This is a genomic window from Dietzia sp. DQ11-44, assembly GCF_014145205.1.
Classification (GTDB): Bacteria; Actinomycetota; Actinomycetes; order Mycobacteriales; family Mycobacteriaceae; genus Dietzia; species Dietzia natronolimnaea.
Map to the genome: position 1 here is coordinate 1 of NZ_JAALEC010000153.1, position 15,454 is coordinate 15,454.

General features: G+C 71.4%; 14 protein-coding genes, 1 other RNA gene and 1 pseudogene. 3 read left to right on the forward strand and 13 right to left on the reverse strand.

Annotated elements, in window-relative coordinates:
- The coding region (locus tag G6018_RS04780; RefSeq protein WP_187700893.1) for a hypothetical protein at positions 1-227 on the reverse strand (227 nt) is incomplete at its 3' end.
- A 19-nt stretch (positions 228-246) separates the two neighbouring features.
- Positions 247-1,587 carry a type I glutamate--ammonia ligase gene (gene glnA / locus G6018_RS04785; RefSeq protein WP_179525009.1) on the reverse strand — a complete coding sequence of 447 codons (1,341 nt, stop codon included), beginning with the start codon at positions 1,585-1,587 and terminating at the stop codon, positions 247-249.
- Positions 1,588-1,812: 225 nt separating this feature from the next.
- Between glnA and panB the strand changes: the two genes are divergently transcribed.
- Positions 1,813-2,676, forward strand: coding sequence for a 3-methyl-2-oxobutanoate hydroxymethyltransferase (gene panB, locus G6018_RS04790; protein WP_182610486.1), 864 nt, complete (start codon positions 1,813-1,815; stop codon positions 2,674-2,676).
- A 17-nt stretch (positions 2,677-2,693) separates the two neighbouring features.
- Positions 2,694-3,689, forward strand: coding sequence for a prolyl aminopeptidase (gene pip / locus G6018_RS04795; protein ID WP_182610485.1), 996 nt, complete (start codon positions 2,694-2,696; stop codon positions 3,687-3,689).
- 32 nt (positions 3,690-3,721) lie between these two features.
- Here pip and G6018_RS04800 read toward each other — a convergent pair whose 3' ends face one another.
- Together G6018_RS04800 and G6018_RS04805 are read right to left on the reverse strand one after the other, a co-directional pair.
- Positions 3,722-4,540: an SDR family NAD(P)-dependent oxidoreductase gene (locus G6018_RS04800; RefSeq protein ID WP_182638936.1), complete on the reverse strand. Its 819-nt coding sequence runs from the start codon at positions 4,538-4,540 to the stop codon at positions 3,722-3,724.
- A gap of 65 nt (positions 4,541-4,605) precedes the next feature.
- Positions 4,606-6,114 (reverse strand): FAD-dependent oxidoreductase, encoded by a 1,509-nt coding sequence (locus G6018_RS04805; RefSeq protein ID WP_182638924.1) that lies wholly within the window; start codon positions 6,112-6,114, stop codon positions 4,606-4,608.
- 127 nt (positions 6,115-6,241) lie between these two features.
- On the opposite strand from G6018_RS04805, the gene G6018_RS04810 reads away from it, so the two are divergent.
- On the forward strand, positions 6,242-7,876 hold the full coding sequence (locus G6018_RS04810; protein ID WP_182610483.1) for a CYTH and CHAD domain-containing protein: 1,635 nt from the start codon (positions 6,242-6,244) through the stop codon (positions 7,874-7,876).
- A gap of 99 nt (positions 7,877-7,975) precedes the next feature.
- Here G6018_RS04810 and G6018_RS04815 read toward each other — a convergent pair whose 3' ends face one another.
- The 9 genes and pseudogenes from G6018_RS04815 to G6018_RS04855 all read right to left on the reverse strand — a co-directional run.
- Positions 7,976-8,149, reverse strand: a complete 174-nt coding sequence (locus G6018_RS04815; protein WP_182638926.1) for an SPOR domain-containing protein — start codon at positions 8,147-8,149, stop codon at positions 7,976-7,978.
- 72 nt (positions 8,150-8,221) lie between these two features.
- A complete protein-coding gene (locus G6018_RS04820) occupies positions 8,222-9,190 on the reverse strand; it encodes a crotonase/enoyl-CoA hydratase family protein (RefSeq protein ID WP_182638928.1) in 969 nt (322 codons plus the stop codon).
- Positions 9,187-9,972, reverse strand: coding sequence for a crotonase/enoyl-CoA hydratase family protein (locus G6018_RS04825; protein ID WP_182610488.1), 786 nt, complete (start codon positions 9,970-9,972; stop codon positions 9,187-9,189). Before G6018_RS04825 ends, G6018_RS04820 begins: the two co-directional genes overlap by 4 nt.
- A gap of 23 nt (positions 9,973-9,995) precedes the next feature.
- Positions 9,996-11,642, reverse strand: a complete 1,647-nt coding sequence (locus G6018_RS04830; RefSeq protein WP_182610480.1) for an acyl-CoA dehydrogenase family protein — start codon at positions 11,640-11,642, stop codon at positions 9,996-9,998.
- Positions 11,643-11,726: 84 nt separating this feature from the next.
- Positions 11,727-12,464, reverse strand: a complete 738-nt coding sequence (locus G6018_RS04835) for a PaaX family transcriptional regulator C-terminal domain-containing protein (RefSeq protein WP_182638930.1) — start codon at positions 12,462-12,464, stop codon at positions 11,727-11,729.
- A gap of 93 nt (positions 12,465-12,557) precedes the next feature.
- Positions 12,558-12,985, reverse strand: an RNA gene (rnpB, locus tag G6018_RS04840) — RNase P RNA component class A.
- Positions 12,986-13,000: 15 nt separating this feature from the next.
- Positions 13,001-13,636: pseudogene (locus G6018_RS04845) on the reverse strand (histidine phosphatase family protein); the annotation flags it as partial.
- An 8-nt stretch (positions 13,637-13,644) separates the two neighbouring features.
- Positions 13,645-14,376, reverse strand: a complete 732-nt coding sequence (locus tag G6018_RS04850) for a C4-type zinc ribbon domain-containing protein (protein WP_182638932.1) — start codon at positions 14,374-14,376, stop codon at positions 13,645-13,647.
- A gap of 11 nt (positions 14,377-14,387) precedes the next feature.
- A partial coding sequence (locus G6018_RS04855; RefSeq protein WP_182638934.1) for a Nif3-like dinuclear metal center hexameric protein occupies positions 14,388-15,454 on the reverse strand: 1,067 nt, incomplete at its 5' end.

Below are 15,454 nucleotides of genomic sequence, written 5' to 3' on the forward strand. Positions count from 1 at the left end.
GCACCACCCGTGGTCGGTCCGCCGTCCTGCGCCTCGGCGGCCAGCGCCTCCCTGAGCCGGACCAGCGCCCCCAGGGCGAGGTCCGGGTCGGGCGCGCGCGAGAGCGCCCACAGCATCGGGACCGCGTCCTCGTCGGTCCACCCCAGGTAGTCCAACCAGTCCCCGGCGCGCTGGTCGAGCAGTCCGAGCCTGCCCGGGCTGGGCACCCTGGACCGCGACGACTCCATGCTCACCTCGACCGTCCGGTCACAACGCGAGGTAGTTGCGGAGCTCGTACGGGGTCACCTCGTTGCGGTACTCCCGCCATTCACGCCGCTTGTTGCGCAGGAAGAACTCGAACACGTGCTCGCCGAGCGCCTCGGCGACGAGCTCCGACTCCTCCATGGCGTCGAGGGCCTGCTCCAGGCTCCCCGGCAGGTCCGTGTAGCCCATCGCACGCCGCTCGCGCCGGCTCATGGTCCACACGTCGTCCTCGGACTCCGGCGGCAGCTCGTAGCCCTCCTGGACGCCCTTGATCCCGGCGGCGATCATCACCGCGTACGCGAGGTACGGGTTGCACGCCGAGTCCGGGCTCCGCACCTCGATGCGCCGCGAGGAGGCCTTGTTGGGCGTGTACATGGGGACCCGCACCAGCGCCGAGCGGTTGGCGCGGCCCCAGGTGGCGGCGGTGGGGGCCTCGCCGCCGCCGATGAGCCGCTTGTAGGAGTTGACCCACTGGTTGGTGACGGCCGAGAACTCCGGCGCGTGACGCAGGATGCCCGCCACGAACGACTTCGCCGTGGTGGACATCTGGTACTCGTCGTCCGCGTCGTGGAACGCGTTGGTGTCGCCCTCGAACAGGCTCATGTGCGTGTGCATGGCCGAACCCGGGTGGTCCCGGAGGGGCTTGGGCATGAACGACGCCCACACCCCGTTGTTCATGGCCACCTCCTTGACGATGTAGCGGAAGGTCATGATGTTGTCCGCCATGCTCAGTGCGTCGGCGTAGCGCAGGTCGATCTCCTGCTGCCCCGGTGCCCCCTCGTGGTGGGAGAACTCCACCGAGATTCCCATCGCCTCCAGCGCCTCGATCGCGTGACGCCGGAAGTGCGGGGCGGAGTCGTGCACGGCCTGGTCGAAGTACCCGCCGTTGTCCGTCGGAACCGGCTCGGCACCGTTGGTGTCGAGGTCTTTGAAGAGGAAGAACTCGATCTCCGGGTGCACGTAGCAGGAGAAGCCGAGGTCGGCGGCCTTGTTGAGCTGGCGGCGCAGCACGTGGCGCGGATCGGCCCAGCTCGGGCTGCCGTCGGGGTTGAAGACGTCGCAGAAGATGCGCGCCGAGTGCTGGCCACCGTCGGCGTGGGCCCACGGCAGGACCTGGAACGTCGAGGGGTCGGGCTTGGCGACCGTGTCCGCCTCCGACACCCGCGAGAACCCCTCGATGGCGGAGCCGTCGAAGCCGATCCCCTCCCCGAACGCCCCCTCGAGCTCTGCCGGGGCGACGGCCACTGACTTCAAGGTCCCGAGAACGTCGGTGAACCAGAGCCGGACGAACCGGATGTCGCGCTCTTCCAAGGTCCTCAGAACGTACTCCTGCTGGCGGTTCATGCCGTCCAACCTAGTGCCTGTCGTGTTACGAGCGTGTGACATCGGGTCCCCGACACGCCCACCTGGGCCCCCGCCCGTGGGCCTCCCGCCCCATGGCCTGCCGAGCCACGTCGCCCGGCTCGTGGCACACTCGTCGGCGACGGCCGCGTCCGTCACCGCCCCCTGTCCACCCGGGGACCGGCCATCCCGCCGGCCTCGAGGTCACCGTAGGAAGGCCACACCGCCATGAGCGACAACCCCGACACCCCGGTCTACGGTTCCGGCGGCACCCCGGACGCCGGACCCCGGGGTCTGACGCGGGTGACCCGGATCCACCACCTGGCCGAACTCAAGGCCGCGGGGGAACCCTGGCCGATGCTCACCGCCTACGACTTCGTCTCCGCGCGCGTGTTCCAGGAGGCCGGGATCCCGGTTCTCCTGGTCGGGGACTCGGCGGCCAACGTGGTCTACGGGTACGACACCACGGTCCCCGTCACCGAGGACGAGATGATCCCGCTGGTGCGGGCCGTGACCCGGGGGGCGCCGAAGGCACTGGTCGTGGCCGATCTGGTGTTCGGTAGTTACGAGGCCTCCCCGGTGCAGGCCGTGGCCGCCGCCACGCGGATGATGAAGGAGGGCGGCGCCCAGGCCGTCAAGCTCGAGGGCGGCGTGCGGATGGCCCCACAGATCCGGGCGATCGTGGACGCCGGGATCCCCGTGATGGCCCACATCGGCTTCACCCCCCAGTCGGTCAACGGCCTGGGGGGCTTCCGCGTCCAGGGGCGCGGGGACGCCGCCGACGAGCTGCGGGCCGACGCCCGCGCCGTGCAGGAGGCCGGGGCCTTCTCCGTCGTCATGGAGATGGTCCCCGCCGACCTCGCCCGCGAGGTCACCGCGGAGCTGGACATCGCCACGGTCGGCATCGGCGCCGGGAACGGGTGCGACGCGCAGGTGTTGGTGTGGCAGGACATGGCGGGCCACGGCACCGGACGGACGGCCAGGTTCGTCAAGCGCTACGCCCGCCTCGCCGAGACGCTGCGCGACGCCGCCCGGGAGTACGGCGACGAGGTCCGTTCGCGCGAGTTCCCCGGCCCGGACCACTCCTTCTGACGGCGCGGTCAGCCTCGATGAGCCAGCAGACCACGCTCCGCACCCCGTACCCGCGGATCGAGCCGTACGAGACCGGCACGCTCGACGTGGGCGACGGTCAGCACCTCTACTGGGAGTGCTCGGGAGACCCGGACGGTTCCCCCGTGCTGTTCGTCCACGGCGGTCCCGGCGGCGGGACCACCCCGGAGCACCGCCGGATGTTCGACCCCGCGTCCTACCGCATCATCCTGGTGGATCAGCGCGGCTGCGGCCGGAGTGCGCCGCACGTCGCCGACGGCGCGGACCTCGCCGTCAACACCACGTGGCATCTCACCGCCGACCTCGAGCGTCTGCGCGAGGCCCTGGGGATCGAGCGCTGGCTCGTGTTCGGCGGCTCGTGGGGGACGACGCTCGCCCTGGCCTACGCGCAGGAGCACCCGGATCGCGTCCGCGGCCTGGTCCTGCGAGGGATCTTCCTCTGCCGGCCGTCGGAGATCGACTGGTTCTACCGGGGCGGCGCCGCCCACCTCTTCCCCGACGCGTGGGAGGGCTACCTCGCGCCGCTCGTGGCCGCCGAGGGAGCCGACGCGGTCCACCGGGCGGGCTTCGACCACGTGGCCGCCTACCACCGCCTCCTGCACTGCGGTGATCCGGCGATCGAGATCGGGGCAGCGCGAGCGTGGACGAGGTGGGAGACCACGACGTCCACGCTGCTCCCCCGTCCCGGGACCGGGGACGACGACGAGGCCGACAGGTTCGCCCTGGCCTTCGCCCGCATCGAGAACCACTACTTCGTCAACGACGCGTTCCTCGACGGCCGCGCCATCCTGGACCGCATGGACAGGATCTCGCACCTGCCCGCCGTGATCGTCCACGGGCGTTACGACGTGGTCTGCCCGGTCACGAGCGCGTGGGAACTGCACGCGGCCTGGCCGGGCTCCGAGCTGCACATCGTCCCCGACGCCGGGCACGCGATGGCCGAACCGGGCACCACACATCACCTGCTCGAGGCCACCGACCGCTTCCGACCCTGAACCCGCCTCCCACCCCGGCGAGGCTGGTCGGGTCAGATCACCCCGAAGTGGCGGGAGACGGCCACCGTGCCCTTCTGGTAGCCGGACGGGAACAACCGGACGAGCGCGTCGATCACGTACGCGTCCGGGCCCACCAGCACCCTCGCTCGGCGCCGTTCGACGCCGTCGAGGATCACCCGCGCGGCCGTCGACGCCTCCGTGCGCGCGAACTTGGCGTCGAAGATCGTGGCGAAGGTCGCGCTGTCCAGGCCCTCGGCCGCGCCGGCGCTCCTGGCGACCGCGGTCCTGATGCCCCCGGGGTGGACGCAGGTGACCTCCACCGGGTGGCCGGCGGCGAGCATCTCCATCCGCAGGGACTCGGTGAACTGTTGCACCGCGGCCTTGGCCGCGTTGTAGGCGTTCTGGGTGGGCACCGAGAGGATCGCGAAGATGCTGGAGATGTTGACGATGTGCCCGTCCCCGGAGGCGATGAGGTGCGGCAGGAACTCCTTCGTGCCGTGGACGACCCCCCAGTAGTCCACGTCCATCACCCGGGCGATGTCCTTGTACCCGGATTGCTCGACCGACCCGGTGAACGCGATGCCGGCGTTGTTGACGACGAGGTTGACCACGCCGAACTGGTCGACCACCCGGCCCGCGTACTCCGCGACGGCGGCCTGCTCCGTGACGTCGAGCCGGTCGGAGTGCACCTCCACCGAGGACTCCGCCTCCACCAGCCCCACCGTCTCGGCCAGTCCGTCGACGTCGACGTCGCTCAGCGCCAACCGGGCTCCCCGGCGCGCCGCCTCACGTGCGAGTTCGCGACCGATGCCGGAACCGGCACCGGTGATGACGACGACCTTGCCGTCCATCCGCCAGCGGGGACGGCGGGCGGTCAGCCCACCCAGCGCCGCCATCGCCTTTCCGATCGGGGCGCTCACCGGAGTGCCCCCTGCCCGGTCGGCACCGCGGCGGGTTCGTCGATCGCGGTCCGGCGGTAGGCGCTCAGGTCGAACTCCCTCGTCTGGTTGCGGTAGGAGAAGGTGAAATCGGGCCACACGGCCGGGGCGTTGCCCTTGGCGTCCAGGTACCAGCTCTTGCAGCCGGTCACCCAGACGGTCTCCCCGGTGTTCTCGCGGAGTTCGCGGTTGTAGGCGTTCTGGACCGCCTCGCGGACCTCCACCGTCTGCAGACCGCGGTCGCGCATGCTGCGGATCGCGTCCACCAGGTAGTTCAGCTGGGACTCGATCATGTAGATCATCGACGAGTGACCGAGACCCGTCGCGGGACCCATCAGGACGAAGAGGTTGGGGTACCCCGCGACCGTGGTGCCCTTGTACGCCTCCATCCCCTCGCTCGCCCACTTGTCCGCGAGGGTCCGGCCTGCCGCGTCCCGGACGCGCTCGAAGAACGGGGAGTCCGTGACGTGGAACCCGGTGGCCACCACCAGCACGTCCGCCGGGTGCTCGGCGCCGTCCGAGGTGACGATCCCGCCCTCGGTCACCCGGCTGATGGGAGTGGTCACCACGTCGACGTTCCGCCGGGTCAACGCGCGGTACCAGGTGTTGGACAGCAGGATGCGCTTGCACCCGATCTCGAAGTTCGGGGTCAGCTTGCGCCGGAGACCCGGGTCGCGCACCGACAGGGCCAGGTGCGCGCGCCCGATCGCCTTGATCGGGGCGAGGGCCGCACGGGTCCGGGTCAGTCCCACCACCTGGAACTCGCGGCTGGTGTACTGGAGCGCCCGGACGGCGCGCTGGAGACCGGGGACCCTGCGGTAGAGGGCCCTCTCGAACCCCGGGTACTCCCGGTCGATCCGGGGCAGAACCCAGGGAGCGGTGCGCTGATAGACGTCCAGATGCTCCACGGTCGGGGCGATGGACGGCACCACCTGGACGGCGGAGGCGCCGGTACCGATCACCGCGACGCGTCGACCGGCCAGGGGCACCGAATGGTCCCAGCGGGCCGTGTGGAAGACGGGGCCGGCGAAGTCGTCGATCCCGTCGATCTCCGGGAGCCGGGGTTCGCACAGCGCGCCGACCCCCAGGACCAGGACCCTCGCGTCGTACTCCCCTGCCGTCGTGCTCACCGCCCACCGACCGCGGGTCTCCTCGAAGCGCGCGGCGGTGACCTCCACGCCGAACCTGATCTTCTCCCGTACGCCGGTGTCGTGGGTGACGCGGCGGATGTAGTCGTAGATCTCGCCCTGCGGGGAGAACGCACGCGACCACCCCGGGTTGAGGGCGAAAGAGTAGGAGTACAGGTGGGAGGGCACATCGCACGCCGCCCCCGGGTAGGAGTTGTCCCGCCACGTGCCGCCCACGTCGGAACCCCGCTCGACCACGATCACGTCGTCGACTCCGTCCTCGGCGAGTCTGATGGCCGCCCCGAGACCGGAGAAACCGGCCCCCACGACGAGGACGTCGACGGTTGTCGTCTGATCCACTTCTTCTCCCAACGACGAGCATGTGATCCGAACCACTGGGATCTTACCCGCAAGTAAGTCCGGGGAGTGGCGGGCCGGTCGGGACGAGGGGGACGCCGTGTTCACCCGGGCCTGATACAACCAGTCCATGACGATCAGCGAGACGGTGGAGATCGAGAGCAAGTTCGAGGTCGGGCCCGACACCCCGGTCCCCACCGCGAGAGCATTCGCCCCGCTGGTGGCGGACGACCCGGTGGTGCACGAGCTCTCCGCCACGTACTACGACACCGCCGACCTCTCCCTCACCCGCCACAAGGTCACGCTCAGACGCCGCACCGGCGGTGACGACGCGGGGTGGCACCTCAAACTCCCGTCCGAGGCGGGACGGGTGGAGCTGCGGCTCCCGCTGGATCACGGAGACGACGTCCCCGACGAGTTCGTCGCCGCGGTGGCGGGACTGGTCCGCCGCCGACCTCTCGCGCCCGTGGCCCGCGTGGACAACCGGAGGCACGTCGTGCTCCTGCGCGACGGGGAGGGGACCGCCGTCGTGGAGTTCTGTGACGACCACGTCACGACGGATTCCCTCGTCGCCGAGGGCGCAACCGCAGGCGCCGCCGGGGACTGGCGGGAGTGGGAGGTCGAACTGGTCGATCCGTCGCAGCCCCGGGCTCGGGACCATCTCGCCGCCGTCGCCACCGCGTGCACCTCGGCGGGGGCCACGACCTCGTCGTCGTCGTCCAAACTCGCCCGCGCCATCGGCCCCCTCCCCGACCCTCCGGACAGGGGCGTCTCCGCCGTGAGGGACGCCCTGCGCGAGGACCTCCACCGGGTACTCGACCACGACCCGGCCGCCCGACGCGTGACGATGGTGGGGGTCCACCAGATGCGGGTGGCGGTCCGCGGTCTCCGCAGCACGATCAGCTCGTTCGCCGAGGAGCTCGAGGCGGAGACCGGACACACGGACATCGACCTGGCCGCGGTGCTCGAGGAGCTCAAGGTGCTCGCCGCGGTCCTGGGCAAGGTGCGCGACATCCAGGTGGTCGACCACCGGCTCGGGGAGCTGGCGGCCGGGTACCCGGAGGACGTGGTGAGCACGCTGACCAGGCAGCGGCTCCGCGTCGAGCTCGGGGCGGAGGAGCGGCGGGCCGGCGCGCGGGTGACGGCCGCACTGGGTTCCGAGCGGTACCTCGACCTGCTCGACCGGCTCCACCTGCTCGTCGAGCTCGCCGGCACCGGGCCCGAGGTCGCCGGGTCGTCTGACGGGTCCGTGCCGGGACCGACCTCGAAGAAGCGCAGGCGCGAGGCCGAGGACATGATCCTGCGTGGGGTGGACCGGCAGTTCGCCAAGTTCACCAAGGCCCGCACCCGCACCGAACGCGACCTCGAGTCGCTCGAGTTGACCCTGGCCCAGCGGGAGGAGCTGACCCACGTCGTCCGCAAGCGCGCCAAGGCCCTGCGGCGCAACGTCGGCGCCCTACGGGAGTCGGACGGGCTGACCGTCGCCCCGCTACGCACCGCCTGCCAGCGACTGCACACGGTGCTCGGAGACGTCCAGGACAGCGTGACCGCCCGGAGGTGGATCCGGCGGATCGCGAGGCGGGCGGAGTCCGCGGGCGAGTCGACGTTCGGTTTCGGGGTGCTCTATGAGCACGAACGCGGATTCTCCGAGCGCGCGCTCGACGGGTTCGAGAACGACGCGGCCACCGTCACCGCGGCCTACCGCGAACTGTCGGAGTCCCGGCGCGCGGCGCGACGGCGGAAGAAGAAGAGCACCAAGAAATAGGGCGGCGGCGAGCAGTGCCGCCCGGCCACGACGGGCGCCCCACGGGGTTCCCGGTGGGGCGCCCGGGGCTGAGTCCGGCCGGTCTCAGCGCTCCCGGTCTCAGTCCTTCTCGTCCTCGGCGTCCCACGCCTCGTTGCGGGACTTCGCCTTAGCCAGCGCCGCCTCCGCCTCATCGCGGGTGGCGTAGGGACCCATGCGGTTGTCCCAGTTGGTCACCTTCCCCTGGACCGCCTTGCCCAGGGCGATGTCGTAATACCACTGCTCTTCCGTCACGACGGACCTCCCGGGTTCGCTCGGCGTTCCTGTGTCCCGAGCCTACTCGCGGCGGGGTCCGGGATTCCCCGGTTACGGGCGTGTCGTCGCCGAGTCCCCGGGCCCGGCATGGGGCTTGGCGTCACCGAACGGCTCGTCTCGCCGCCGGACCGCCTCCCGGAAGCCGTCGGCCGCAGCCCTCGCCTGGAAGGCGTATCCCTCCGGGGTGTGGCGGGCGATCCCGTCGAAGACGGTGCTGATCATGCCTGAATTAGCCACCCCCTGGGCCAGCAGGGCACTGTTCAGCGCCAGCTTGGCCATCACGAGCTGGTTGACCGGCATCCGCGCGATCCGCCCGACGAGGTCCTCGGTGCGGTCGTCCAGTTCCTCCGGCGGAGGTGCGTCGATCGCGAGCCCCCAGTCATGCGCCTGCCGCCCCGTGATGAGGTCGCCGGTGAACAGCAGGCGTTTGGCGCGTTGGTCGCCGAGCCGGTGCGCCCACATCCCGGACGCCGGGATGCCCCAGACCCGGGCGGGCGGGTACCCGATCCGGGTGTCGTCGGCGCAAATGATCAGGTCGGCGAACAACGCGATGTCGGTGCCGCCCGCCACGGCGAATCCGTGCAACTTGGCCACCGTGGGTTTGTTCGCGTGCAGGAGGCTGGAGAATCCGCGGTTGAACCTGCTCATCATCGCGTAGTCGACCATCGGGTCCCACGTGACGCGCGGGTCGTGGTTGCGGGCCTGGACGCCCGGATCGAGCACGGATCCGCCGGCCTCGCCGGAGGCGTCGGATGGGTCGGATTGGTCGGATGGGTCGCCTGCGTCGCGGGCCATCCCCTCGGCGAAGATCGACAGGTCGTAGCCGCCACAGAACCCCTTCCCTCGCCCGGACAGGAGGATCACGTGGACCGCCGGGTCGAGGTCGGCGCGCTCGACGGCGGACGCGAGTTCGACCGGGGTGTCGCTCGTGATGGCGTTACCGTGCTCAGGGCGGTCGAAGGTGATCCGGGCGATCGCCCCGGTCACCTCGTAGGTCAGGGTGCGGTAATCGGTGTTCATCTGCCCGTCTCCTCTGTGGCCTGTGCCTGTCCGAAGGAGCCGTGACGCCCGGCTCCGTCGGCGAACCGCGCCGCGCCCGCGACCGCCCCGGCCTGCAGCGAGATCAGGCCGTGGTCATACTCGTTCCTGATCGCCGCCTCCTCGTCGAGGCCCTCCTGTTCCAGCAGCGACAGCCGGTCCCGTCGCATGCACTCCTGGGGGAACCGCGAGATCTCGGTGGCCAGGTCGATGGCTGCCGTCAACGCCGTGCCGTCGGCCACCACCCGGTTCACCAGACCGATGTCCAAGGCCTCTGAAGCACTCACCGGGCGGCCGGTGAGCACGAGGTCCATCGCGCGGCTCGTGCCGATCAGTCGCGGCAGGCGGACGGTCCCGCCATCGATGAGCGGCACTCCCCAGCGGCGGCAGAAGACGCCCAGCACCGCGCTCTCCTCCGCGACCCGCAGATCGGCCCACAGGGCGAGTTCGAGGCCGCCGGCCACCGCGTGGCCCGACAGGGCAGCGATGAACGGTTTGCCCAGTCGGAGCCTCGTCGGCCCCATGGGACCGTCCCCGTCCGCGGCCACCCGGTTCCCCGCGTCGCCCGCGATCGCCTTGAGGTCGGCACCTGCGCAGAAGGTCCCGTTCTCGCCGTGCAGCACGGCCACGGAGGAGCCGGGGTCCGCGTCGAAGGCCCGGAACGCGTCGGCGAGCGCCTGCGCGGTGGGCCTATCGACGGCGTTGCGGACGTCCGGTCGGTCGATACCGATCACGGTCACCGGACCCTGAATCGAGACCGTCACGCCCGGGACGTTCTCCACGGCCCTCACCCGACCTTCGGGGTGACGCGGTCGAGAATCGCGGAGGTGTCCACGCCGGTCGGCAGCGTGCCGAGGACATCCCCGCGATCGGCCCCCAGCCTGCTGACGAGGAAGGCGTCTGCGACCGCCGGGTGGCCGTGGCGGAGCAGCAGGTAGCCCTGCAGGATCATCGCCATGTCCCCGACCACCCGGCGCGCGACGTACTGCGCCTCCTCGGGCCGCCCGGCGGCGACGGCGGTCAACGTCCCGCCCAGGCGATCGACGGCGCCGTCGAGTCGGGAGTCCGCACCGCGCACGGACGAGACCGTGTCGAGGAAGGTCTCGACCGTCTCCGGCTGCTTCGCCATGGCCCGCAGCACGTCCAGAGCCGCGACGTTGCCCGAGCCCTCCCAGACCGACAGAAGTGGAGCCTCCCGGTAGAGCCTCGGCATCCGGGAGTCCTCCACGTACCCGTTGCCGCCCAGACACTCCAGGGCCTCCGCCGCGTGGATCGGCCCGCGCTTGCACACGTGGTACTTGCTGACGGCGAGGCCGATCCGTCGGAGGGCGTCGGCCTCCCGGTCTCCCGCGTCGGCCAGGTCGGTGAGTTCGGCGAGCCAGAGCGCGACCGTCGTCGACGCCTCGGCCTCCACCGCGAGGTCGGCCAGCACGTTGCGCATCAGCGGCTGGTCGATGAGGGCCGCCCCGAAGGCCCGGCGGTGCATCGCGTGGTGGACGGCGTTCGCGACCCCGACCCGCATTCCGGTGGCGGTACCGAGTGTGCAGTCGAGTCGGGTCATGTTGACCATCTCGATGATCGTCGCGACGCCCCGGCCCTCGTCGCCGACGATCCAGCCGGTCGTCTGGTCGTACTCGACCTCGCTGCTGGCATTCGACCGGTTGCCGAGCTTGTCCTTGAGACGCTGCAGGAGGAAGGGGTTGCGCGAGCCGTCGGGCAGGACCCGCGGGACGCAGAAACACGTGAGCCCACCCGGTGCCTGCGCGAGGACGAGGAACAGATCGGACATCGGTGCGGAGGTGAACCACTTGTGCCCGGTGATCGAGTACGTCCCGTCGGAGTTCCGGGTCGCGTGGGTGGTGTTGGCGCGGACGTCCGACCCGCCCTGCTTCTCGGTCATCGACATACCCGCCGTCAGACCCCGCTTGGTGGCCGGCGGGGCCAGAACCGGGTCGTAGTGGGCGCTCGTCAGCAGCGGTTCGAACATCGCGGCGAGGTCGGGAGCGCGGCGTAGGGCCGGCACCACCGCGTAGGTCATCGAGATCGGACACCCGTGACCCGCGTCCGTCTGCCCCCACACACTCGACTTGGCCGCGCGCACCAGATGGGGGTTGGGCCTGGGGTCCACCCACGGGGCGCCGTGCAGACCGAACCCGACGGCGCGACGCATCAGCTCGTGGTAGGCCGGATCGTAGTCGACCTCGTCGATCCGGTTCCCGTACCGATCGTGCGTCCGGAGGATCGGCGGGTTGGCCTCCGCACGGTCGCCCCACTCGAGGGCGTCGGCGGACCCGGCGAGTCGTCCGACCTCGTGCAGCTCGTCCACAGCGTGTCCCGCCCCGGCCCGGGAGAGCGCCTCCAGGATCACCGGCTGCTCGGCAGCGTCGTACCCCACCAGGGGCGGGACCTGGTTTGTCACCGTGTGCGTCACCATGGACGGAGTATTACATAACTCCTGCGGTCAGATCTAGAGTGTAATAGTCATCGATCCGCCCGGACCGGACCACCTCCCGCGCGGTCAGGTGCCCGCGCCCAGGACGCCGTTCGCGAAGCGGCCGAAATCGGTACGGAATCGCTGATAGGACTCGCGGAGACGCTCACCGGGCCAGTCGGCGGGCAGCAGCTCCGCGGGGAGGAGCGGGTCGTGCAGGATGTGCCTGACCGTCGCGGCCGCCACCTCGAAACGCGTGGACATCTCGTCGGCGCGTTCGGCCGCGGCGAGAAGGGCCGCTCCGTCGCGCGCCCATCCCGCGGGGTCGAACAGGCGTGAGGTCAGGGCGTCGACGTCGCCGGCGGGGACACAGGAGAACTCCTCCGACCTGGCCGTCAATGCATCAGAGCGGACGACGTCGAGATTGGCGGGCCGGAGCCACACCCCCTCGCGCAGCTCCGCGTACCGGAGCCCGGTCAGTTCGGATCGGGTCGCCACACGTGTCGCCGCGTCGGCCGGGACCGTGACGACCTGCATCGACCACTGACGGTCCCAGGGCTTCAGGGAGGGCGAGATCGCCGCATCCTGCCGCTCCTGCCTCGAGATGAGACGGGGCGAGAGTCGGTACACCCCCCGGTCCCGCTCGAGGTCACCCGAGGCGACCATCCTGGTCAGGGCGACGCGCACGGCCGATTCCTGGAAGCCGAGCCGCACGGCCACGTCGACGATGCCCGCCGCCGTCGACTCCGCGGGGTGCGCACCGAGAAGGGCACTGAGCACGGCCGACCGCGCGGGGAGCTTCATCGGGCGTGCGGGCGCGGGCATGGTCGGAATGATATCCGCGCTGGTCTCCACGGCCGCAGGCGATCAGCAGCCCCGAACAGGCGTCAGGTGGACGGCCGCGGGGAGGGGCCGGGGCGAACGAGCCGGCCTGTAAGCCGGATCCTGTGCCCTCCGCGTACGGAGGGCGACGACCATCCATCTGGGCACACCGTCACCGGGTACCTCGAGCGGTCCACCCGCGGACTCGGGCGAGCAGCCCTTCCGTGCATCGCTGCACTCCATCCGCGCAGCCGCACCGCGGGCGGTGCGGCCTTCGACCTTGCTCCGGGTGGGGTTTACCTAGCCGCCCCGGTCGCCCGGGGCGCTGGTGCGCTCTTACCGCACCGTTTCACCCTTACCGCGCCCGCAGGCGCGGCGGTCTGTTTTCTGTGGCACTGTCCCGCGGGTCACCCCGGGTTGCCGTTAACAACCACCCTGCTCTGTGGAGTCCGGACTTTCCTCGGACCGGGGCCCTGCCGCCTGATGGCGCCGGTTCCCCCGCCCGCGGCCGTCCGGCCGACTCGTTCGCCCTGGGGAGTCTAGTCCAGGTGCGAGGTGTCGTTCACCAGGTGCACCGACGTCGGCCCGTCCGGGTAGAAGCGCACGTCCGACACCGAGGCCAGATCCAGGTGGAGCCGGAAGAGGAGCTCGTCGCCGGCATCCAGAGCGGCGCGGATCGCCATCTTGATGGGGGTGACGTGGCTGACCACCGCCACCACGCCGCCCGGGCTCTCCTCGACGATCCGGCGCAGGCCCCGTTCGACCCGGGCGCGGACCACGGCGAAGCTCTCGCCCCCGGGTGGAGGCACGGCGGTGTCCGACATCCAGCGTGCGTGCAGTTCGGGGTCCTGCTCGGCGGCCTCGGAGAAGGTCAGGCCCTCCCACTGCCCGAAGTCGGTCTCGATGAGGTCGTCCGCGACCACCAGTGGGACCCCCGCCGCCTCGGCGGCGCGCTCGGCCGTGCCCAGACACCTGCGCAGGGGGGACGAGACCACGGCGGACAGCTCCGGGATGCGCGCCAGGCGGTCGGCGGTCCGTTCGGCCTGCACGACCCCCAGGTCGGTGAGGTCGGGGTCGCCCTGGCCGGAATAGCGACGGTCCACCGAGAGCGGGGTCTGGCCGTGGCGGGCGAGCACGATCCGGGTGGGCCTCCCGGCGGCCCCCGTCCAGCCCGGACCGCCGCTCACGAGTTGTCCGTGCGGACCACGATCACGCCGCACTCCGGGCAGGTCAGGACCTCGTCGGCGGGAGCGGTCCGGAACGCGGACACCGTGGTGCGGTCGAGATCCATCGCGCACGCCGAGCACCGGCCTCCGTTGAGGATCGCGGCGCCCACTCCCGCCTCCTCGGCACTACGGGTATAGAGGTCGAGGAGTCCGGAGGGTAGGTCCTCGGCCTGGCGGGCCCGCTCGGCGGTCGTAGCGGTCACGGAGTCCTCGAGTTCGGCGAGTGCGGTGTCGCGGACGGTGGTGGCCATACCCAGGCGGGCGTCCAGGTCGGTGATGATCGCGCCGGAGTGGCGGACGTCGGCGACCACGGCCTCGTGGCGCTCGGTCAGTTCGGAGAGCTCGGCCACGAGATTCTCCTCGCGGCGGTGGAGCGACCCGAGCTCGTACTCGAGCTCGGTGGACTGCCTGTCGGACAACCCCCCGGCCGCCAGCAGGTCGGCGTCGTTCGCGCGGCGCCTGCGCACGGCGTCGAGATCCGAGCTCAGCTTGGCGATCGCCCGGTCCAGATCCTCCACGTGGATCCGGGCCCGCGCCGCGGACTCCACGGCCGCACGCCGCTCGGCCTCGAGCGTGTCCAGGACACCCTGTTCCGGGAGTGATCTCCGCCGGTGCGCGAGGGAGCCCAGGCGCAGGTCGAGCTCGGCGATGTCGACGAGTCGACGCTGGACGGTGGGATCGGCCTTCATGAGGGCCAAGACTACCGCCCGTCGCCCTCTCCCCCCGACGCCACCGTCCACGGGTCGGTGCGCAGGTCGCACACCGTCGCCGCCACCCCGACCCCCTCCTCCACCAGGGCCGCGGCCTGCGTACACCACGGGAACTCGAGCGCCCAGTGCGCGGCGTCCACAAGGGCCGGTCCGCCCTCCCTGAGGTGTTCGTCGACCACGTGGTGACGCAGGTCTCCGGTGAGGTACACATCCGCCCCCGCGGCCCGTGCCGCACCCAGCAGGGAATCGCCCGAACCCCCGCACAGCGCGACCCTCCTGATCTCCGTGTGCGGGTCACCGGCGCCACGGACCCCCCACCGTGTCCGCGGCAGCCGGGCACCCACGAGAGCGGTGAACTCCGCGAGCGACATCGGCTCCGCCAGGTCGCAGACGCGACCGAGACCGGTGTCCTCGGGGCCCGGGCCGGGCCCCGCGTGGTTGATCAGCACGTCCATGGCGGGGACCTCGTACGGGTGCGCGGCCGTGACCGCCCGGCGGACCTCGGATCTCAGTTCGGGTGGCGCCACGAACTCGACCCGCGTCTCGGAGACCCGCTCCGGCTCGCCGATCACGCCGATCGTCGGGTCCGTACCGTCGCCGGGGCGGAAGCGACCGGTGCCCGGCACGGAGAACGAGCACTCGGTGTACCCGCTCATCCGACCGGCCCCGGCGGCGAAGGCCGCGTGGAGGAGGTCCTCGACGTCGTCGTCGGGAACCGTCACCACCCATCTGTCGACGGTGCCGTCACCGGTCGGGACGAGCGGCCTGCCGGGGCTCAGACCCAGCGTCTCGGCGAGCGCGTCGTTGACGCCGGGCCGCGCGGAGTCGGCGTTGGTGTGGGCGGCGTACAGGGCGCAGCCGCCCAGGACCAGACGGTGCAGCAGGCGGCCCTTGGGGGTGTCGGCGGCGATCGAGTGCACCCCCCGCAGCAGGGGCGGGTGGTGGACCAGGAGCAGATCGGCACCCAGGGCGAGCGCGTGGTCGACCACCGCGTCGGTGGCGTCGACGGCCACCACGACCGTCCCGACCTGTGCGGACGGGTCGCCCGCGACCAGAC

Excerpts from the sequence above, each read along its gene's own strand:
- glnA (WP_179525009.1), bottom strand. The coding sequence starts at position 1,587 with ATGAACCGCCAGCAGGAGTACGTTCTGAGGACCTTGGAAGAGCGCGAC.
- panB (WP_182610486.1), top strand. The coding sequence starts at position 1,813 with ATGAGCGACAACCCCGACACCCCGGTCTACGGTTCCGGCGGCACCCCG.
- pip (WP_182610485.1), top strand. The coding sequence starts at position 2,694 with ATGAGCCAGCAGACCACGCTCCGCACCCCGTACCCGCGGATCGAGCCG.
- G6018_RS04800 (WP_182638936.1), bottom strand. The coding sequence starts at position 4,540 with ATGGACGGCAAGGTCGTCGTCATCACCGGTGCCGGTTCCGGCATCGGT.
- G6018_RS04810 (WP_182610483.1), top strand. The coding sequence starts at position 6,242 with ATGACGATCAGCGAGACGGTGGAGATCGAGAGCAAGTTCGAGGTCGGG.
- G6018_RS04820 (WP_182638928.1), bottom strand. The coding sequence starts at position 9,190 with ATGAACACCGATTACCGCACCCTGACCTACGAGGTGACCGGGGCGATC.
- G6018_RS04830 (WP_182610480.1), bottom strand. The coding sequence starts at position 11,642 with ATGGTGACGCACACGGTGACAAACCAGGTCCCGCCCCTGGTGGGGTAC.
- G6018_RS04835 (WP_182638930.1), bottom strand. The coding sequence starts at position 12,464 with ATGCCCGCGCCCGCACGCCCGATGAAGCTCCCCGCGCGGTCGGCCGTG.
- G6018_RS04850 (WP_182638932.1), bottom strand. The coding sequence starts at position 14,376 with ATGAAGGCCGATCCCACCGTCCAGCGTCGACTCGTCGACATCGCCGAG.